This window comes from Erwinia sp. JH02 (assembly GCF_013074405.1).
Classification (GTDB): domain Bacteria; phylum Pseudomonadota; class Gammaproteobacteria; order Enterobacterales; family Enterobacteriaceae; genus Erwinia; species Erwinia rhapontici.
On record NZ_JABANZ010000004.1, the window covers coordinates 98,612 to 116,595 of the forward strand.

13 protein-coding genes and 1 pseudogene are annotated in these 17,984 nt (G+C 52.7%); 11 read left to right on the forward strand and 3 right to left on the reverse strand.

The window, feature by feature from the left end; translation table 11 throughout:
* Positions 1 to 31: 31 nt before the first annotated feature.
* The 6 genes from HHI26_RS12500 (at position 32) to HHI26_RS12525 (ending at position 7,753) form a co-directional block, all read left to right on the forward strand.
* Entirely contained in the window at positions 32 to 1,009 is a 978-nt protein-coding gene (locus tag HHI26_RS12500; RefSeq protein WP_133841660.1) for a sugar ABC transporter permease, read from the forward strand.
* Entirely contained in the window at positions 1,006 to 1,851 is an 846-nt protein-coding gene (locus HHI26_RS12505) for a carbohydrate ABC transporter permease (RefSeq protein WP_133841661.1), read from the forward strand. The genes HHI26_RS12500 and HHI26_RS12505 overlap by 4 nt, the downstream gene beginning before the upstream one ends.
* A 32-nt stretch (positions 1,852 to 1,883) precedes the next feature.
* On the forward strand, positions 1,884 to 3,245 hold the full coding sequence (locus HHI26_RS12510) for an alpha-glucosidase (RefSeq protein ID WP_133841662.1): 1,362 nt from the start codon (positions 1,884 to 1,886) through the stop codon (positions 3,243 to 3,245).
* A gap of 61 nt (positions 3,246 to 3,306) precedes the next feature.
* The gene (gene ugpC, locus HHI26_RS12515; protein ID WP_133841663.1) at positions 3,307 to 4,416 is read left to right on the forward strand and encodes a sn-glycerol-3-phosphate ABC transporter ATP-binding protein UgpC; all 1,110 of its coding nucleotides are present in this window, start codon (positions 3,307 to 3,309) and stop codon (positions 4,414 to 4,416) included.
* Between the two features lie 32 nt (positions 4,417 to 4,448).
* Positions 4,449 to 6,095 carry an alpha-glucosidase gene (locus tag HHI26_RS12520; RefSeq protein ID WP_171149212.1) on the forward strand — a complete coding sequence of 549 codons (1,647 nt, stop codon included), beginning with the start codon at positions 4,449 to 4,451 and terminating at the stop codon, positions 6,093 to 6,095.
* Positions 6,095 to 7,753 carry an alpha-glucosidase gene (locus HHI26_RS12525; RefSeq protein ID WP_171149200.1) on the forward strand — a complete coding sequence of 553 codons (1,659 nt, stop codon included), beginning with the start codon at positions 6,095 to 6,097 and terminating at the stop codon, positions 7,751 to 7,753. The genes HHI26_RS12520 and HHI26_RS12525 overlap by 1 nt, the downstream gene beginning before the upstream one ends.
* A gap of 33 nt (positions 7,754 to 7,786) precedes the next feature.
* On the opposite strand, the gene HHI26_RS12530 is transcribed toward HHI26_RS12525, so the two are convergent.
* Positions 7,787 to 8,857, reverse strand: coding sequence for a LacI family DNA-binding transcriptional regulator (locus HHI26_RS12530; protein ID WP_133841665.1), 1,071 nt, complete (start codon positions 8,855 to 8,857; stop codon positions 7,787 to 7,789).
* A gap of 205 nt (positions 8,858 to 9,062) precedes the next feature.
* Here HHI26_RS12530 and HHI26_RS12535 point away from each other — a divergent pair, with 205 nt between their 5' ends.
* Both HHI26_RS12535 and HHI26_RS12540 read left to right on the forward strand, forming a co-directional pair.
* Entirely contained in the window at positions 9,063 to 12,170 is a 3,108-nt protein-coding gene (locus tag HHI26_RS12535) for a beta-galactosidase (protein ID WP_171149201.1), read from the forward strand.
* A 53-nt stretch (positions 12,171 to 12,223) separates the two neighbouring features.
* The gene (locus tag HHI26_RS12540; RefSeq protein WP_133841667.1) at positions 12,224 to 13,489 is read left to right on the forward strand and encodes an MFS transporter; all 1,266 of its coding nucleotides are present in this window, start codon (positions 12,224 to 12,226) and stop codon (positions 13,487 to 13,489) included.
* A gap of 140 nt (positions 13,490 to 13,629) precedes the next feature.
* Here HHI26_RS12540 and HHI26_RS12545 read toward each other — a convergent pair whose 3' ends face one another.
* On the reverse strand, positions 13,630 to 14,466 hold the full coding sequence (locus tag HHI26_RS12545) for a MipA/OmpV family protein (protein WP_171149202.1): 837 nt from the start codon (positions 14,464 to 14,466) through the stop codon (positions 13,630 to 13,632).
* 204 nt (positions 14,467 to 14,670) lie between these two features.
* Here HHI26_RS12545 and HHI26_RS12550 point away from each other — a divergent pair, with 204 nt between their 5' ends.
* From HHI26_RS12550 to HHI26_RS12560, 3 genes are read left to right on the forward strand one after another with little or no spacing between them, the layout of a single operon-like run.
* Positions 14,671 to 15,348 (forward strand): response regulator, encoded by a 678-nt coding sequence (locus HHI26_RS12550; RefSeq protein ID WP_171149203.1) that lies wholly within the window; start codon positions 14,671 to 14,673, stop codon positions 15,346 to 15,348.
* Entirely contained in the window at positions 15,348 to 16,736 is a 1,389-nt protein-coding gene (locus HHI26_RS12555; RefSeq protein ID WP_171149204.1) for an ATP-binding protein, read from the forward strand. The genes HHI26_RS12550 and HHI26_RS12555 overlap by 1 nt, the downstream gene beginning before the upstream one ends.
* A gap of 50 nt (positions 16,737 to 16,786) precedes the next feature.
* Positions 16,787 to 17,224, forward strand: coding sequence for a hypothetical protein (locus HHI26_RS12560; protein ID WP_159336427.1), 438 nt, complete (start codon positions 16,787 to 16,789; stop codon positions 17,222 to 17,224).
* A gap of 47 nt (positions 17,225 to 17,271) precedes the next feature.
* Here HHI26_RS12560 and HHI26_RS12565 read toward each other — a convergent pair.
* Positions 17,272 to 17,409: pseudogene (locus tag HHI26_RS12565) on the reverse strand (IS3 family transposase); the annotation flags it as partial.
* Positions 17,410 to 17,984: the final 575 nt, after the last annotated feature.

Genomic DNA, 17,984 nt, shown 5'->3' on the forward strand with positions numbered 1-17,984 from the left:
AATGCCCCATTAACGGTCCGGAGTACGATGTATGAAGCAAGAAACGCCATCCCTGTCCCTTCCTGACAACACCGCCAGCGCACCGGTGGCGAAGCGCAGCTATCAATTGCGCCGCAGCCGTATTGCCTGGCTGCTGGTGGCGCCTGCGCTACTGTTATTGGCCGCCGTCGCTGGCTGGCCTCTCTTTCGTACGCTGTTTTACAGCTTCACTGATGCCATGCTGGATGCGCCTGACGATTACCACTTTGTCGGCTTTTCCAATTATTTTGACGTTGCTGCGGGTGGCCATCATTACGGCGTGCTGGCGGACCCGCTGTGGTGGATGGCCGTGGGTAACACGCTGCGTTTCAGCATGATGTCGGTATCGCTTGAGCTGGTCTTCGGCATGCTGCTGGCGCTGTTGATGAACGAGAAGTTTCGCGGGCAGGGGCTGGTGCGCACCGCAATCCTCGTGCCCTGGGCGATCCCGACGATTGTGTCAGCCAGAATGTGGAGCTGGATGTTTCACGATCAGTACGGCGTGGTGAACGACCTGCTGCTCAAAATGGGCGTGATCAACACGCCGCTGGCGTGGGTGGCGGACCCGGTGCTCTCAATGTGGGCGGTAGTGATCGTTGACGTGTGGAAAACCACGCCGTTTATGGCACTGATGCTGTTGGCCGCGCTGCAGCTGATCCCCCGCGACTTGTACGAAGCGGCACGTATTGATGGTGCCAACGCGTGGCAGCGTTTTCGTCGCATCACGCTGCCCTTAATTATGCCGGCGATGATCGTGGCGCTGATTTTCCGCGTCATGGATGCGCTGCGCGTCTTTGATCTGATTTATATCCTGACCTCCAACAGTGAGGCGACGGTGTCGGTGTCAGGTTACGCACGCGATCAGTTAGTGAGTTATCAGGAAATGGGGTCCGGTTCCGCTGCGTCGGTACTGGTATTCATGATGGTGGCCGGGATTGCAGCCTGCTTTGTGATGCTGGGCCGCCGCAGCAATGGAGAGGCAAAATCATGAGGCTGAACCGTCAACAACAACAGCTTGCCCGGCGTTTAATGATTCTGACCGCAGCGACACTCGCCTGTCTGATCTGCCTGTTCCCGTTTTATTACGCCATTATCACGTCCCTGCGTTCAGGGCAGAATCTCTTCAACGTGGAGTGGCTACCCAATGAAATGAACTGGGGAAATTATGTCACGGCGCTGATGGATAACGGCATCGCCCGCAGCCTTTTCAACTCGGCAGTGGTGGCAACGCTGACTGTGGGGCTGTGCCTTCTGGTGTCGATTACCGCCGCTTTTGCTTTGTCGCGCATTCAGTTTACAGGCCGCAAGTATTTGCTGTTCACCATTCTCTGCGTGTCGATGTTCCCACAGGTGGCAGTGCTCTCCGGCATGTTTGAGCTGGTGCGTTTTATGGGGTTGTATGACTCGCTTGGCGCGCTGGTGCTCTCTTACACCACCTTTTCATTGCCTTTCACCATCTGGGTGCTGACCACCTTTATGAAGGCTATCCCAACGGAGCTGGAAGAGGCGGCCATCGTCGACGGTGCCAGTACCTGGACCATCATCCGTCGCATTTTCGTGCCGATCATGGGGCCGTCGCTGGTGACAACAGGACTGCTGGCATTTATCGGCGCGTGGAATGAATTCATGTTCGCCCTGACGTTTGTCATTTCCGGTGATAAACGCACCGTGCCTGTCGCGATCGGCATGATGCAGGGATCTTCTCAATTTGAACTTCCCTGGGGAGCCATCATGGCCTCCTCGGTGATCGTGACGCTTCCCATTGTGGCGCTGGTGCTGATCTTCCAGCGACGCATCGTCAGTGGATTAACCAACGGTGCAGTTAAGGGCTAATGCCCACATTATCCTCGTCAGGAGACGTAAACATGGCTACAAAAATTGTTTTAGTGGGTGCAGGCAGTGCACAGTTTGGCTACGGCACCCTGGGTGACATCTTTCAGAGCCGTGCGCTGTACGGCAGTGAAATCATCCTGCATGACATTAATCCTGTTGCACTGGCGGTGACCGAAAAGACTGCGAAAGACTTTCTGGCAAAAGAAGATTTACCGTTCATCGTCAGTGCCACCACCGACCGTCGCACGGCACTGCGCGGGGCCGAATTTGTCATCATTTCGATTGAGGTGGGCGACCGTTTTGCCCTGTGGGACCTTGACTGGCAGATCCCGCAGCAGTACGGCATTCAGCAGGTTTATGGTGAGAATGGGGGGCCGGGGGGGTTATTCCATTCGCTGCGTATTATTCCACCGATCCTCGATATTTGTGCCGATGTGGCTGACATCTGTCCTGATGCCTGGATTTTTAACTATTCAAATCCCATGAGCCGCATTTGCACCACCGTTCATCGCCGCTTCCCGGAACTCAATTTTGTTGGCATGTGCCACGAAATTGCCTCACTGGAGCGCTATCTGCCTGAAATGCTCAACACCTCGTTCGATAACCTGAGCCTGCGTGCAGGCGGCCTTAACCACTTCAGCGTGCTGCTGGACGCGCGTTACAAAGACAGTGGCAAAGATGCCTATGCCGATGTCCGCGCCAAAGCGCCTGACTATTTCGCCAGCCTGCCAGGTTACAGCGACATCCTGGCGTATACCCGTCAGCACGGCAAACTGGTGGATACCGAGGGCAGTACTGAGCGTCATGCGCTGGGCGGCAAAGACAGTTCGTATCCGTGGGCAGACCGCACCCTGTTCAAAGAGATCCTGGAGAAGTTCCACTGCATGCCTATCACCGTGGATAGCCACTTTGGCGAATACATCAGCTGGGCGGGTGAGGTCAGTGACCATCGTGGCATTCTCGATTTTTACACCTTCTACCGTAACTACCTTGGCGGGGTGCAGCCGAAGATCGAGCTTAAATTAAAGGAAAGAGTGGTGTCGATTATGGAGGGCATCCTGACCGACTCCGGCTATGAGGAGGCCGCCGTCAACATTCCTAATCGTGGATTTATTAAACAGTTGCCCGAATTTATCGCGGTAGAAGTGCCGGCAATCATTGACCGTAAAGGCGTGCACGGTATTCAGGTAGACATCCCACCGGGTATTGGTGGGCTGCTCAGTAATCAGATTGCCATTCACGATCTCACGGCCGAGGCCATTATTGCCGGATCGCGCGATCTGGTGATTCAGGCGCTGCTTGTGGACTCTGTGAATAACCAATGCCGTGCGATCCCCGAGCTGGTCGATGTGATGATCTCTCGTCAACAGCCCTGGCTCAACTATCTGAAATAGCGTCATTTCATTCATGCCGGTGGCTGGCCGGCATCATTTTATCGAGAACCGGGAGGGGAATATGGCGCAGTTAACGCTGGATAAGATTCAAAAACGCTATGGCGCGAAGGCGGAGGTCATCCGTTCGCTGAATTTGCAGATTAAAAGCGGAGAGTTTGTGGTGATTGTTGGGCCTTCTGGCTGCGGCAAGTCAACGCTGCTGCGTATGATTGCCGGGCTGGAGGAGATCAGCGGCGGGGGCATGTACATCGATGGTCACTACGCCAATGACGACAGCCCGGCCGAACGCGGTATCGGCATGGTCTTCCAGTCATATGCACTGTATCCGCATATGAGTGTTTATCAGAATATGGCATTCGCGCTGGAGCTTGCGCACTGTTCAAAGGCGGAAATTGATCAACGGGTGAGGGAGTGTGCACGCATTTTACAGCTGGAGCCGTTGCTGGAACGACGGCCAAAAGATTTGTCGGGTGGCCAGCGTCAGCGCGTGGCGATCGGGCGTGCCATTGTGCGCGAACCGCGCTTGTTCCTGTTCGATGAGCCGCTATCCAACCTTGATGCCTCGCTGCGGGTGCAGATGCGTATGGAAGTCTCTGCCCTGCATAAACGTCTGGGTGTCACCATTATTTATGTGACACACGATCAGGTCGAGGCGATGACGCTGGCCGACCGGATCGTGGTACTCAATCAGGGCAATATCGAACAGGTGGGAACGCCGCTTGAGCTGTACGACCAGCCCGCCAATGAATTTGTCGCCCAGTTTATCGGTTCGCCGAAGATGAATCTGATCCCGGCCACGCTCCGCCGGTCGGGCGAACAGCAAAGCGTGGTGGAACTGGACAATGGCAAAACGCTGGTGTTATCCATCGCCACCCCGGCCGAGGCGGAGGGCCGCAGCGTCAACATCGGTATTCGTCCAGAACATATTCGCAGTGGCAATGTGGAACAGTGCGAATACCAGGGCGAGGTGATGTTTGTGGAACAGATGGGCAATGAAACCCTGCTGTATCTGGACAACGGCAATGCGGGCGAACCCTGGGTCGTGCGGCATGCCGAGCGTTCCGCCATCCATGTTGGCCAAACCGTTGGGGTACGGCTTCCGGTGGAATGCTGTTACCTGTTCGACAGTCACGGCCAGGCATTCCAACGTCATCTGGCAAAAGTACACTAATTCGTCTGGGGGAAAATCACGTGATCAATGCTATGCACAGCACACCGCACTGGAAAGAGGCCGTGGTTTATCAGGTCTATCCGCGCAGCTTTATGGACAGTAACGGCGACGGTACCGGCGATCTCAACGGTATTATCAGCAAGCTCGATTACCTGCAACAGCTCGGCATCACGCTGTTGTGGCTGTCGCCCGTATACCGTTCGCCGATGGACGATAACGGCTATGACATCTCTGATTACGAAGAGATTGCCGACATTTTTGGTTCGATGAGCGACATGGAGCGCCTGATTGCAGAAGCTAAAGCGCGTGATATCGGGATCCTGATGGATCTGGTGGTCAACCATACCTCTGACGAGCATCCCTGGTTTATCGACGCACTGACCTCAAAAAACAGTGCTTACCGTGACTTTTATATCTGGCGAAAACCGGCGGCAGACGGCGGGCCGCCTGATGACTCTCGTTCGAACTTTGGTGGCAGTGCCTGGACGCTTGATGAGGCCAGCGGTGAATACTACCTGCATCAGTTTTCCACGCGCCAGCCCGATCTCAACTGGGAAAACCCGCGCGTTCGCGAAGCCATCCACGCCATGATGAACCGCTGGCTGGATAAGGGCATCGGGGGATTCCGAATGGACGTTATCGACCTGATCGGGAAAGAAGTGGATCAACAGATCATGGCGAATGGCCGTCATCTTCACCTGTATCTTCAGCAGATGAACCGGGCGACCTTTGGCCCGCGCGGCAGCGTAACGGTAGGGGAGACGTGGAGCGCAACGCCGGAAGACGCCCTGCTCTACAGTGCCGAAGAGCGGCAAGAGCTGACGATGGTCTTTCAGTTTGAGCACATCAAACTTTTCTGGGATGAACAGTACGGGAAGTGGTGCAACCAGCCGTTTGATCTGTTGCGCTTTAAGGCCGTGATTGACAAGTGGCAGACGGCACTGGCTGACCATGGCTGGAACTCGTTGTTCTGGAGCAACCATGATTTGCCTCGCGCGGTCTCCAAATTTGGTGATGACGGTGAATATCGCGTGGTGTCAGCAAAAATGCTCGCCACCGCGCTTCACTGCCTTAAAGGCACACCCTACATTTATCAGGGTGAAGAGATTGGCATGACCAACGTGAGTTTTGCTGATATTGACGACTATCGGGATATTGAAAGCCTGAATCTTTATCAGGAGCGGATCGCCGAAGGGATGAGCCATGAAGCGATGATGCGCGGTATCCACGCCAACGGGCGCGATAATGCGCGAACGCCGATGCAGTGGGACAGCAGTCCACATGCCGGGTTTACCACCGGTCAGCCCTGGATTGAGGCTAATCCCAACTTCAGTACAGTGAATGTTGCGGCTGCGCTTGACGATCCTGACTCTGTTTTTTACCACTACCAGAAGCTGGTGGCATTGCGTAAGCAGCTGCCGCTGCTGGTGCACGGCGACTTCAGGCAGATCGTTGTCGACCATCCGCAGGTGTTTGCCTGGCTGCGCACGCTGGGGGAGCAGACGCTGGTGGTGATCAACAATTTCACGCGAGACGCTGTGATGCTGGCGATCCCCGACAACCTGCAGAGCCAGCAGGGCCATTGTCTCATCAACAATTACGCGCCACGGGAGCGGCTGGAGCCGATTATGGAACTGCAACCTTATGAATCCTTTGCATTACTTATTGAGAGGCTGTGATGGCAAACTGGTGGAAAGAGGCCGTGGCGTATCAGATATACCCGCGCAGCTTCAACGACAGCAATAACGATGGCATTGGTGACCTGAATGGCATCACGGAAAAACTCGATTACCTGGAAGATTTGGGCATCGATCTGATTTGGATCTGCCCCATGTATCAGTCCCCCAATGATGACAACGGCTATGACATCAGCGATTACCAGAAAATCATGGCTGAGTTTGGCACGATGGAGGATTTTGACCGTCTGCTTGAACAGGTGCATGCGCGCGGTATGCGCCTGATTATTGATTTAGTGGTGAACCATACTTCTGATGAGCATCCGTGGTTTTTAGCGTCCAGTGCCTCACGGGATAACCCGAAACGCGACTGGTACATCTGGCGCGACGGTAAAGCGGGCGCCGAGCCGAACAACTGGGAAAGCATCTTCAACGGTTCTGCCTGGAAATACAGCGCGGCGACCGGGCAGTATTTCCTGCATTTGTTCTCCGAAAAGCAGCCAGATTTGAACTGGGAAAACCCCGAGGTGCGTTCGGCGGTGTACACCATGATGCGTTGGTGGCTTGACAAAGGGGTAGATGGTTTTCGCATTGATGCCATCTGCCATATGAAAAAAGAGCCGACTTTCAGCGATATGCCTAATCCCCTGGCGCTGCCTTACGTGCCGTCATTCGAGCGCCACCTCAACTATGACGGGCTGCTTGATTACGTCGATGACATGTGCGAACAGGTGTTCAGTCACTATGACATTGTGACCATCGGCGAAATGAACGGTGCCTCCGCTGAACAGGGTGAAGAGTGGGTTGGCGAGCAGCGGGGCAGGCTGAATATGATCTTTCAGTTTGAGCACGTGAAGCTGTGGCAGGATGGGCAAAAGGACACCCAGGAGGCCAGTCTCGATTTACCCGGCTTAAAAGAGATTTTCACGCGCTGGCAGACACTGCTGGAAAACAAAGGCTGGAACGCGTTATACGTAGAAAATCATGATCTTCCCCGTGTGGTATCGGGCTGGGGCGACGATAAAAATTATCAACGTGAAAGCGCGACCGCCATTGCGGCGATGTTCTTCCTGATGAAAGGTACGCCGTTTATTTATCAGGGGCAGGAACTTGGCATGACCAATACGCATTTCGCCAGCCTGGAGGATTTTGACGACGTTGCCGCGAAGAAACTCGCCGTTGAAATGCGCCGACAGGGCAGGGAAGAGCACGAGATCCTCGCATTTCTCAGCCGCACTGGGCGCGATAACTCGCGCACCCCAATGCAGTGGGATCAGAGTACCCACGGCGGTTTCAGCAATGCTACCCCCTGGTTCCCTGCGAACAGTAATTACCCTGAGATCAACGTGGCGGATCAACGCGCTGACAGCGGTTCCGTGCTGAACTTCTATCGTGCGCTCATTCGCCTGCGCCGGCAGATGCCGGTATTGATCGAAGGGGCCTATCAACTCCTGCTGCCGGTACATCCGCAGATCTATGCTTATACCCGTAGTCTGAATGAGCAGCAGGTGTTGGTGATCGTCAATTTCAGTGCCCATCAACAGGAGATAGATCCGCAAGAGCTGTTACTGGACGGCTGGCAACCGTTGCTGAGCAACTATCAGGAGCAGGGGAAACAACAAAGCTTACGGGCTTATGAGGCACAGATTTATCAGCGGTAACACCTCTGCCTGTCGGGGAGGATTTGATAATTTTCACAGCTTTTCTACCAGTGATTTTAATTGTGCAATGACAGATTTTTTCTCATCCTCTTCTTCTCCACCGTAAGGACAGGTTGACTGGCGGATAATCAAATGTGTCGGCAGCAATTCACGGATGTGAATCTGAGGGGCGGCCATCTGCTGGATTAACAGCTCGACGGCCCGCTTACCCAGCTTGTTGAAATCCTGCGCAACGGTGGTGAGCGGTGGCTGGAAATAGAGGCTGTCCGCCGTATCATCATAACCGGTGACGGAAACCATCCTGCTGCCGGTGCGATTCAGTTGCGCGAGGGCGCTCAAAACCCCTAGCGCCATTTGATCGTTCGCGACGACGATCGCGCTAATCCGCGGATACTGATGTAACAGCTCAAGGGCCTTATTCCGGCCACTGGCGGCACTCCAGTCACCAAAGACCGTAACCGCATTACTCACTCCAAGCCGGTGCAATGTCTCACGCCAGCTACTCAATCGCATACGCGCCGAAACGGAACTCTCTGGCCCTGCAAGCAGGCCGAACTCACGATGCCCCAGTTCCCAGAGATGACGGATGCATGCTCCGCAGCCATTAAGGTGATCAAACCGTACGCAGCAGACATCCGTTTCCGGCGAAACATCTAAAAACAGACAGCAAATATCCGGGTTCTCATTCACCAGTTTTTCCGCAATGTGATCCTCAAGGGGCAGATTAATCACCGCGCCCCGGATATTTTGTGCGCGAAATTCATTCAGCCGCGCCTGAAGTGAGGCGTAGTCAGCCATCACCGGCATCGCGATAGCAACCTCCAGTTGATGTGTACCTGCGTGACTTTTTATCGCAGCAGCGATTTGCGAGGGCGCGTGCAGGGTCAACGACGCGGTAATCAACCCTATAGACGGTGCCGACTTCCCCGCCAGCAATTGTGCTGAGCGGTTCGGTACATAGTGCAGTGCCTGCATTGCACGAATGACGTTATCGCGGGTACGCTCAGCCACCACATCAGGTTTATTCAGCACGCGTGAGACCGTCTGCTGGGATACCCCGGCCTCGCGAGCCACATCTTCTAAGGTTGCCGTACGGCGCTCCATCGTCTTCTCCTTTACCCGTTAACAATAATGTCGTTCGCTAACATTTTATGTCAGAAAGACGACAATACATTGTTGCTTTAGCCTTGTTTCGTGATCGTCCGTGAGTTTCAACTTCAACATGATTGCCGCTTTGAACAAAATATCTGATAACTCATTCTATCTTGTCTGGCGAATGACATTTTACATTGATCCTACAGGTAGACCTATGCGACATCACGATTGCCACCTCTCCGGTGGTCCTCTTTTTCATGACGTACTTGCCCGTGAAGACTGGCAAAACCAGACCATTACGCACCTGAACCGTTTACCGGCCCATCCGACCTTTGCCAGCTGGCGCGATCTTCGCTCGGCAAGGGAGAATCAGCTCTCTGCACAGCGCCGCCTGCTGGATGGTCAGTGGCAATTTTCTTATGCCCGCAGCCCGTTTGAGGTGGACGCCAGCTGGCTGGAAAACGATTTGGCGGGCAGCCGCAGTACACCGGTCCCCTCGAACTGGCAAATGGAGGGGTATGACGCGCCAATCTATACCAATGTGCGTTACCCCATCGATACGACGCCGCCACGCGTACCAGACGAAAACCCGACCGGCTGCTATTCACTCTCGTTTAGCGTGGAGAAAGACTGGCTGGCTGAGGGCCAGACGCAGATTATCTTCGATGGCGTGAACTCCGCATTCCACTTGTGGTGCAACGGCGAATGGGTCGGTTACTCGCAGGACAGTCGCCTGCCCGCGGCCTTCGATCTCAGTGCGTTCCTACAGGCGGGCGAGAACCGCCTCTGCGTCATGGTGATGCGCTGGAGCGCAGGCACCTGGCTTGAAGATCAGGATATGTGGCGTATGAGCGGGATCTTCCGTTCCGTCTGGCTGCTGAATAAACCGACGCTGCACCTGAGCGATGTCCACCTCACTCCGCAACTCGATGCGCTTTATCGCGATGCCGAACTGGAGGTCAATGCCACCGTCGCCGCCCCGACACCGTTGCTGGAAAAACTGACGGTGGCCGTTGAGCTGTGGAATGACACGCAACGGGTCGCCAGACATCAGCAGTCGCTCGGCTCACCCGTCACGGATGAACGCGGCAATTATGCTGAACGCACGGTGATACGTTTCCCTGTGGAACGTCCGGCACTGTGGAGCGCGGAAACACCGAACTGCTACCGGGCAGTCGTCTCACTGTGGCGCGGCGATGAACTGATTGAAGCCGAAGCCTGGGATATCGGGTTTCGCCGGGTTGAAATCGATAATGGCCTGTTGAAGTTGAATGGTAAACCGCTGTTGATCCGGGGGGTAAACCGTCATGAGCACCACCACCAGCGCGGTCAGGTTGTTACCGAAGACGATATGGTGCAGGACATTCTGCTGATGAAGCAGAATAACTTTAACGCGGCTCGCTGCTCTCACTATCCTAACGCGCCACGCTGGTACGAACTCTGTAACCGCTTTGGCCTGTACGTGGTCGATGAGGCTAATATCGAGACCCACGGCATGGTGCCAATGAGCCGTCTTTCCGACGATCCGTCCTGGTTAGCGGCCTGGAGCGCCCGCGTCACACGGATGGTGCAAAACAATCGCAACCATCCGTCGATTATTATCTGGTCGCTGGGCAATGAGTCCGGCGTGGGTGGCAATCACGAAGCTATGTACCACTGGCTCAAGCGTAACGACCCGTCACGTCCGGTGCAGTATGAAGGCGGCGGCGCTAACAGCACGACCACCGATATTCTTTGCCCGATGTATGCCCGCGTAGACAGCGATCAGCTTATCCCTGCGGTACCGAAATGGGGGATTAAAAAGTGGATCAGCCTGCCTGGCGAGCAGCGCCCGTTAATCCTTTGCGAATACGCTCACGCCATGGGCAACAGCCTGGGAAATTTTGCCGATTACTGGCAGGCATTCCGTGATTATCCGCGCCTGCAGGGGGGCTTTATCTGGGACTGGGCCGATCAGGCCATCACTAAAACGTTCGATGATGGCAGCGTCGGCTGGGCATATGGCGGTGATTTTGGCGATAAACCCAACGATCGCCAGTTCTGTATGAACGGTCTTGTCTTCCCCGACCGTAGCCCTCATCCGTCATTAATTGAAGCCAAACATGCACAGCAATACTTCCAGTTTACCCTGCTGTCGCAAACTCCGCTTTGCATTAGCATCACCAGTGAGTACCTGTTTCGCACAACGGATAACGAGGAGTTGCACTGGCAGGTCCAGGCTGCGGGAGAAACGGTTGCCAGTGGCAGCTTAACACTTGAGCTTCGCCCTGAAGGACAGCGCGAGCTGACGCTGTCGGGGACATTAACACTGCCTGCCGGGGCCAAAGAGGTATGGCTCACGCTGGAGGTTATCCAGCCGCAGGCCACGAAATGGTCCGATGCCGGGCATCGCGTCGCCTGGCAGCAGTTTGCCCTCGCAGCACCGCTGGTGCTTCGGGCGCCTTTGTCAGCAGGAAATGCCCCTGAGCTTGAGGTCAGTGACAGTGCATGGGCGGTGCGCAGCGGCTCCCAGCAGTGGGTGATCGACCGTCAAAGCGGACTGTTGACACACTGGCAGGTGGACGGCGTGGAGCAACTGCTGACCCCGTTGCGCGACCAGTTTGTACGCGCACCACTGGATAATGATATTGGCGTGAGTGAAGTGGAGCGCATCGATCCCAACGCCTGGGTTGAACGCTGGAAAAGTGCTGGCCTGTACAACCTCACTACCCGCTGCGTGCAGTGTGACGCGCAGCGTCTGAACAGCAGCGTTGTGGTAGATAGCCGCTGGCATTACCTGAACGGGGACGAGGTTATGATCGTCAGCCACTGGCAGATGACCTTTGACGCGCAGGGCAAATTGCACCTGGCCATTGACGGCGAACGTGCTGGCACCCTGCCGCCGCTGCCACGCATCGGGCTGAATTTCCAGGTACTGGATCAGAACAAACCGGTCTCATGGCTGGGATTCGGCCCGCATGAGAACTACCCGGATCGTCGCACCAGCGCCTGTTTCTCCCGCTGGGAACTGCCGCTGGACGAGATGACGACACCGTACATATTCCCCACCGAGAATGGCCTGCGTTGTGATAACAAAGCACTGGACTGGGGGCGCTGGCACGTGGCGGGCGATTTCCACTTTTCCCTACAGCCTTACGGCACCGAGCAATTAATGAAGACTGACCACTGGCACTGGATGCAGCCGGAAAGTGGCGTCTGGATAACCCTTGATGGGCAGCACATGGGCGTCGGCGGTGATGACTCCTGGACGCCCAGCGTACTGCAGCAATGGCTATTGCTTGAAACACAATGGAAATATCAGTTAACGATTCATTTCCAATAATAATCGAAGCGTGAGCCCCGGGCTTACCGGCATAACCAGATGGAACAGTCAAAATGAAACTCTCTGAACTCGCACCAAGAGAACGACATAACTTCATTTACTTTATGTTGTTCTTTTTCTTCTATTATTTCATTATGTCGGCCTACTTTCCTTTCTTTCCGGTCTGGCTGGCAGAAGTTAACCACTTAACCAAAACAGAAACAGGGATTGTGTTTTCATCTATCTCGCTGTTTGCAATTATTTTCCAGCCGGTGTTTGGACTGCTCTCCGATAAACTGGGATTACGCAAACACCTGCTCTGGATTATCACGGTCTTACTGATTTTATTTGCGCCATTCTTTATTTTTGTTCTGTCCCCTCTACTGCAGATGAATATTTTTGCTGGTGCACTGGCTGGCGGGATCTATCTGGGCGTCGTCTTCTCCAGTGGATCCGGAGCGGTAGAAGCCTATATTGAACGCGTAAGTCGGGCTAACCGTTTTGAGTACGGCAAGGTTCGCGTTTCCGGCTGTATTGGCTGGGCGTTATGTGCATCAATCACCGGTATTTTATTTAGCATCGACCCTAATATTACATTCTGGATTGCCTCCGGTTTTGCCCTGGCGCTTGCCGTACTGTTATGGATGTCACGCCCGGAAGGGAGCAACAGCGAGCGGGTTATCGACGCGCTTGGTGCCAACCGCCAGGCATTTTCTATGCGTACCGCCGCCGAGCTATTGCGGATGCCACGCTTCTGGGGATTTATTATTTACGTTGTAGGCGTCGCCAGTGTCTATGACGTATTCGACCAGCAGTTTGCTAACTTCTTCAAAGGTTTTTTCTCCAGCCCACAACGCGGGACCGAAGTGTTTGGTTTTGTCACTACCGGTGGGGAAATACTCAATGCAACGATTATGTTTTTTGCCCCTGCCATCGTTAATCGCATTGGTGCGAAGAACGCCCTCCTGGCCGCAGGCGTCATTATGTCGGCGCGTATTTTGGGTTCTTCTTTTGCCTCTTCAGCCACAGAAGTGGTTATCTTAAAAATGCTCCATATGTTCGAACTGCCGTTCCTCCTGGTCGGCACCTTTAAATATATCTCCTCCGCATTTAACCCAAAACTTTCGGCAACCTTGTTCCTGATTGGTTTTAATTTATCAAAGCAACTTTCGGGCGTCGTACTGTCGACATGGGTAGGCCGGATGTATGACACCGTAGGCTTCCACCAGGCTTATCTTGTTTTAGGCTGTATCACACTGAGCTTTACCCTTATTTCAGTATTTACCTTGAAAGGAAGTAAAACACTGCTCTCGACATCCGAATATAACAACGCAACCTGATACGAAATGCCCGTCTCACATAACGGGCACTTAAGCGGGATACTTACAAGCGCCCCATCATCTGAAATGGGGTGGGGCGAATGTGTATTTATTGACAGTGCATAGCCACAAGCTACCGGGAAGCACACGTCGAACAACGATCAGAAGCTATATGTCACTTTCAGGCTGCCAGTGGGCGATATTTTTCGTTGAACAATTGGGCTGTTGCGTGCATCACCAGCCAACTGCGTAAAACCTGCTGCGGCAACTACGCTCCAGTCTTGATTAAGCTTGTGCGTCCAGTCCATATTCAGTGAATAGGCATAAATTCCCGATCTGGCTTCATATCGAGTAAACCCCGATGCGGCCGACTGTGATGCACTTACCCCGTAGTAAGTCTGCATGTACTTGCTGGTCCCCCAACTACTGGTCAGCGCCAGCGTCACAGCGTTTTTCGATGACGTATAGAGCGGGCTGACAATGCTGAAATGCAGGGCCTCACCATTGCTTCGCTGAGAAATCGGCACCTCAGCCTGCAATTGCAAATTAAGCCAGTCGGTCACCTTGTATCCCAGGCCAGGCACAACGATAGCTGAGCCTTTAACGTCACCCATACCTCGCAAGTCGTCGCTACCGTAGCTGAGCGAGTCGCTGTCCACGTCACGATCCTTTCTGCCTGCGCGATAACTCAGCGCAGCGCTGTAATCAAATTTACCGATGTTGTTACCGTAACCGATACCACGCGTGGAGCTGACGAAGAAACCATTTACCATAGAGTAATCAATCACCAGGGCCGTCGTGACTCGGCTTTCATCCGAACCAGAATAACGTGGCGCAACATCCACGCCTCCTCCCAGGGTCAACTCGTTGCCCTGTTTCTGTTCTGCTGCCAGTATTGGGGTTGCCAGTAACGCGAGGACAAATCCTGACAACAATTTTCCCAGGGGTTGCCCCGAGAGTGAAGGGAGGAACTTATGACTCAGTTCGATGTTTCTCATTAAGGAAGTCCTTGTTGGGTCAACTGACTACGATGCAAGCGGTTTTAAACGCCAGAACGCTCAGTTTGAATGCTGACCCTGAAGTTCTCATGAGCCCAAAATGAAGAAATACTGAAGTAAGTACCCGTTCTGCAAACCTGATAGATTTACTGATACCGTTTTTTCTTCAGACGTTCTTCATTCACTGTTGATAAAGTCACTATTGTGAAAATTCTCCTAATCGAAGACGACATCGATCTCGGCAACGGCGTACGTATTGCCCTCACAGACCAGGGATTAGACGTCATATGGGTTCGCCGAAAAGTGGATGCTCTGCATCAACTTGATGTATGCCTGCCAGAACTTGTCTTGCTCGACCTCGGCCTGCCCGACGGTGATGGCATGAGCCTGATGGCGCGTCTGCGTCAGCAGTTCAAGGGGATCCCCGTCATCATCCTGACTGCCCGGGGCACTCTGCAAGATCGCTTGACTGGGCTGGATGCCGGCGCAGACGACTATCTCGTCAAACCCTTTGTTCTCGCCGAGTTATTGGCCAGGGTGAGGGCACTTGTGCGGCGCAGTTACGGTTTTCAGAATGAGGTGATGGAGATTCGAGGGCTATCTCTCCATGTGCCGACTCGTCGCGTGACCGTGAGCGAAAGGCATGTTGATTTGACGGCAAGTGAATACGCGCTGCTTGAAACGTTAATGTTGCGTGCTGACCGTGTTATGACACGTAGTTTTCTGGAAGAAAAGATCTTCGGTGCAAAAGAAAATATGAGTAATGCGCTCGATGTACATATGGGAAATTTACGTCGCAAAATCGGTGACGGCTATGTGCGAACGGTGAGAGGAGTGGGGTTTGTCATTGATACCGTACCCATTCAGAAGGGGGCAGGTTGATGCGTAATTTTTGGCGCTATCTGAGAGTCCCAACGCTCGTACGGCGAATGATGATCGCCCAGATGCTATTACTGACGCTGCTTTGGTGTATTTTTCTGACCTACATTTTATGGGATAACTTACGTAACCCTCCAATGTTATCAGGCAGCAAAACCTATGAAACCATTCTGACATTGGTGGATCGTATGGCGGATCGTCCGCACGATCTCACCGATGTGCTGGAAAAATTCAGCAAGGCATTGCGGGAGGGTTATGGCGGAGGTGAAGACCCCAAAATGTCAATCAGCCTAATCGTTCGGAAGAATAAAGAGATAATTTACTCATCTGATGGCGCTCCGGCAGGAGTGACAAACACCGGTTATGGGATGATTCAGAGTATTCAGAGTAACGGTCGCACCTGGACGAGCCGTACTCTGAAGTCCGGGAACTCCGACACAGAGGTAACACTGCTCACTCCTGCTGGCGGTTGGAACTTCTTCATATACCTGAACTCGCGCGGATACTACATATTACCGCTGCTGGTATGCATTCCTTTTCTTTTGTTTCCCGCGTGGTTGTCAATCCGCATTGCCATGCGTCCCTGGAACAAGGTGGCAAATGAAGTTTCCTTACGAACATCAGAAGATCTTTCTCCCTTAAAAGCGGTTCCAAAGCACAAGGAGCTGCGCCAAATAGTGGACGCGATTAATATATTCCTTGCCAGGGTACGAGAGAGCACTGAAAGGGAACGGACTTTCATTGCAGATGCCGCTCACGAGTTGCGTACTCCGCTGGCTGCAATGCGAGTCAATGTTGAGGCTTTGCAGACCGATGTCAGCAACATTCGTCAACAGGAATTGCTTGCAGGGATTATTCGTAGCAATAGTCGTGCTGCTCGACTCGTCAATCAGTTGCTGCTGCTGATGCACAGTGAAGCGCGCATTGACACTGTTATGGAACCTGTACCGCTGACGACGCTTATACAAGAGCGAATGGCTGAGTTATCACCGCTAGCTGCTGAGAGCCAAATTGAGCTTGAATTCTACTTTCATGATGAAGTCTGGATTACAGGCGTCAGGGAACGCCTGATGTCGCTAATCGACAACTTAATTGAAAATGCTGTGAAGTACAGTCCTGAGGGCGGGCGGGTTGAGGTAGAAGTCCGATTGTTAGATAAATCCACTCAATTGCGTATCTCAGATGCAGGGCCCGGAATCATGGTTGAATTGAGGGAGCGGGTATTTGACAGATTTTTTCGTGATCCCAATCAGATACAAAGCGGCAGTGGATTGGGGCTGGCAATAGTCAAAGCGGTTGCGCAGCAACACAACAGCAGTGTTTTTCTAAGTACGTCTGCAGAAGGCGGACTCATGGTTATTGTTGATATCCCAAATCACCATTCCGTCTGAAAGAGAACGCAATTTTAGTCCCGATCCTGCCCAGGACATTTACCAGAATAATGGAGCATAAATTGAAATATTTGGCCCTGGCTACACTATTATTTTCTATATCACTGAGCGGATGTGCCATAACCGTCAGCGATTTAAAAAACAGCGAATCATCCTTAGACGGCAGTTTCATTAGCAAGACGGGGTCCTCCGATACTTATCGAACCCTAAGGCATATTGCAAGGCAGTGTCTGGAATATGAGTCATATTCAGGAAATCCGGTCATCGTATTTAGCGAGTTTGACGGTGAGCGTAAAGAAGGTGAGATCACTCAAAAGCTGGTTTCAGAGGGGCTGTTGATCAACAACACACTCATTGAGATAGAAAGTCATGATGGTGACAAAGCTAAGATCAGCCTGTACACAACCAAGAATATTTTGAGTACGGGCATCAGGTCGCCAAATATAAGTGATATCAAGCGATGGACTGACGGCGATAGAGCCTGCTAGTGTGGCACTTAGCCATACTGACGTTCCCCCAGGATTAGATACAACGCTCACTTAGTCATGTCAGATCCTTCACTATCAGAATTACCCTTTCTCCAGCCCGCCGCTAATTCAGACGACGTCTGATAATTCAGCGTGGAGTGCGCGCGACACTCGTTATCATCCTGACGCCAGTCACTGATGGTTCGCACCTGTTGCTGGGATACTTACACTAACACTGCTCCCGGAGGTTATATGTAGGATTTCGTCATCTCACGCGTATGGAATGAAGAGAATTGATTATGCTTTTCCGTAGCGTCGCTATGTCAGCACTTTCCCTGGATATTTCTATGCTCTAATTTCGCATGTTATCCAATCTGATTGCCAAAGATTGTTTGGAATAAAGCTGAATTTATAATATTTCTTATCGTTTTTAAGCCGCTCCAATGCGTTTGCTTTTGTATAAAATTCTATTTAATCAATGATTTAATGTTATTAATTGTGGGATTTATTTCTTAATCCTAAAAATTATGGCGTCTATAGATTAGCTGCGCTTGATCCTTTAAGGTATTAAAAAAAACTAAGACTATTCTGAGGGTGCTCCACTAGCGGTAGGTTTTGCATGTTGTTGCTTCTCATTTGTTGCCATTTGTACTCATGCCCAGTAATTGGACAGTGCAACTTGGCATTGCAATTTTTGACTTTTTGTCATCGCAACTCATCGAACTGCCTCTTGTGCCTGCTTTAGAACTCAAAATTGTAAAACCATTTGAATGATATAGGG